This is a genomic window from Hydrogenophaga sp. (assembly GCF_051007235.1).
Taxonomy (GTDB): Bacteria; Pseudomonadota; Gammaproteobacteria; order Burkholderiales; family Burkholderiaceae_C; genus Hydrogenophaga.
Genome location: NZ_JBPCSJ010000159.1, coordinates 1 through 2,136, shown reverse-complemented (window position 1 = coordinate 2,136; position 2,136 = coordinate 1). Strand labels below are relative to the sequence as shown.

3 protein-coding genes are annotated in these 2,136 nt (G+C 65.9%); all 3 read left to right on the top strand.

Translation table 11 applies throughout. The features are described 5' to 3' along the window. A partial coding sequence (locus ACR2JA_RS05775) for a thiamine pyrophosphate-dependent enzyme (RefSeq protein ID WP_434008156.1) occupies nucleotides 1-628 on the top strand: 628 nt, incomplete at its 5' end. 143 nt (nucleotides 629-771) lie between these two features. Further along, nucleotides 772-1,569 (top strand): 2-oxo-tetronate isomerase, encoded by a 798-nt coding sequence (gene otnI, locus ACR2JA_RS05770; protein WP_434008155.1) that lies wholly within the window; start codon nucleotides 772-774, stop codon nucleotides 1,567-1,569. Nucleotides 1,570-1,595: 26 nt separating this feature from the next. Further along, the coding region (locus ACR2JA_RS05765) for an NAD(P)-dependent oxidoreductase (RefSeq protein ID WP_434008154.1) at nucleotides 1,596-2,136 on the top strand (541 nt) is incomplete at its 3' end.

Genomic DNA, 2,136 nt, shown 5'->3' with positions numbered 1-2,136 from the left:
CTACGTGTCCACCATCGGCCTGAGCCAGATCGCCGGGGCGCAGTTCCTGCACGTGTACGGCCCGCGGCAGTGGATCAACTGCGGCCAGGCCGGCCCGCTGGGCTGGACGATCCCCGCTGCGCTCGGCGTGGCCGCCGCCGACCCCACGAAAACCGTGGTCGGCCTCTCGGGCGACTACGACTTCCAGTTCCTCGTGGAAGAGCTGGCGGTGGGCGCTCAGTTCCGCATTCCCTATGTGCAGGTGCTGGTGAACAACAGCTACCTGGGGCTGATCCGCCAGAGCCAGCGCGGGTTTGAAATGGACTATTGCGTGCAGCTGGCGTTCGAGAACCAGAACGTCGACGACCCCACGCTCAAAGGCTATGGCGTGGACCACCAGGCGGTGGTCGAGGGCCTGGGCTGTAAGGCGCTGCGGGTGACCGATCCGGCGAAGATCCAGGCTGCCCTGCGTGAGGCTCAGGCGATGGCCCGCCAGTACAGTGTGCCGGTGGTGGTGGAGGTGATCCTGGAGAAGGTGACCAACATCGCCATGGGCACCGAGATCAACGCCATCAACGAATTTGAAGACATCGAATGCCTGCACCCCGAGGGCCGTGAAGGCCTCATCGCAGCCGGGTTGTTGGAGTGACACCCCCGCCGCGCTCCGCGCGACCCCCTCAAGGGGGCGGCACTGGCCGTCCGGCAAAGCCGGTTCCGCGGTGTCTCTGGACGGTGTCCCTTCAAGCGCCTGGGTTCTCGCTCCAGTTTGACTGATTTGTGAAAGACGACAACATGCCCCGCTTCGCTGCCAACCTCACCATGCTCTGGAACGAGCTGCCGTTCCTCGACCGATTCGAAGCCGCCGCGAAGGCGGGATTCAAGGCGGTGGAGTTCCTGTTTCCCTACGATCACCCGGCCGAGACCATCGCGCAGCTGCTGAAAGCAAACCAGCTGGAACTGGTGCTGCACAACCTGCCACCGGGCGACTGGGCCGCGGGCGAGCGTGGTATCGCCTGCATCCCGGGCCGCGAAGACGAGTTCCGCGCCGGCGTGGCCAAGGCGGCTGCGTACGCACCGGTGATCGGCGTGCAGCGCTGGCACTGCATGGCCGGCTTGATGCCCGCTGGCGTGAGCGAGGCGCAGGCTCGCGCCACCTGGGTGGCCAATGTGCGCCATGCCGCGGCCGAAGCGAAGAAGCTGGGCCTGCCGCTGCTGATCGAACCCATCAACACCTTCGACATGCCAGGCTATTTCGTCAACCGCCCGCGCCAGGCCATCGCGCTGATGGACGAGGTCGGGGCGGACAACGTCTTCCTGCAGTACGACATCTACCACGCGCAGCGCATGGAGGGCGAGCTGAGCAACACCATCCGCGACCTGCTGCCGCGCATCGCTCACATGCAGCTGGCCGACACGCCTGGTCGCCACGAGCCCGGCACCGGCGAGATCCACCACCGCCACCTGTTTCACCACATCGACGCGCTGGGCTACACCGGCTGGATCGGCTGCGAATACAAGCCGAAAGACAGCACGCCTGGCGGCACCGACCGTGGCCTGGGCTGGGTCGCGGCGCACCACCAGAAGCTTTGAACAACACCCACGAGGAGACAAGACACATGACCAAGAGCGGAACCAGAGTCGGCTTCATCGGCCTGGGCATCATGGGCACGCCCATGGCGCTGAACCTGATCAAGGCGGGGCACATGCTGTTCGTGTCCAGCCGCAGCAAGATCCCGGCTGAGCTGGCCGAGGCGGGCGCCACGGTCTGCACCAACGCCACCGAGGTGGCCAAGCGGGCCGATGTGATCATCACCATGGTGCCGGACACGCCGCATGTGCAGGACGTGCTGTTCGGTGAGACCGGCGTGGCCAAAGGTTTGTCGGCCGGCAAGACCGTTGTGGACATGAGCAGCATCAGCCCGATGGCCACCAAACAGTTCGCGCAGCAGATCAACGCATTGGGCTGCGACTACCTGGACGCGCCGGTCAGCGGCGGCGAGGTGGGCGCCAAGGCGGGCAGCCTGACCATCATGGTCGGGGGGCCGCAGACCGCGTTTGACCGCGTGCTGCCGCTGTTCCAGGCGATGGGCAAGAACATCACCCTGGTCGGTGGCAATGGCGACGGCCAGACCACCAAGGTGGCCAACCAGATCATCG

Coding starts and splice junctions, on each gene's coding strand:
- otnI (WP_434008155.1), top strand. CDS start 772: ATGCCCCGCTTCGCTGCCAACCTCACCATGCTCTGGAACGAGCTGCCG.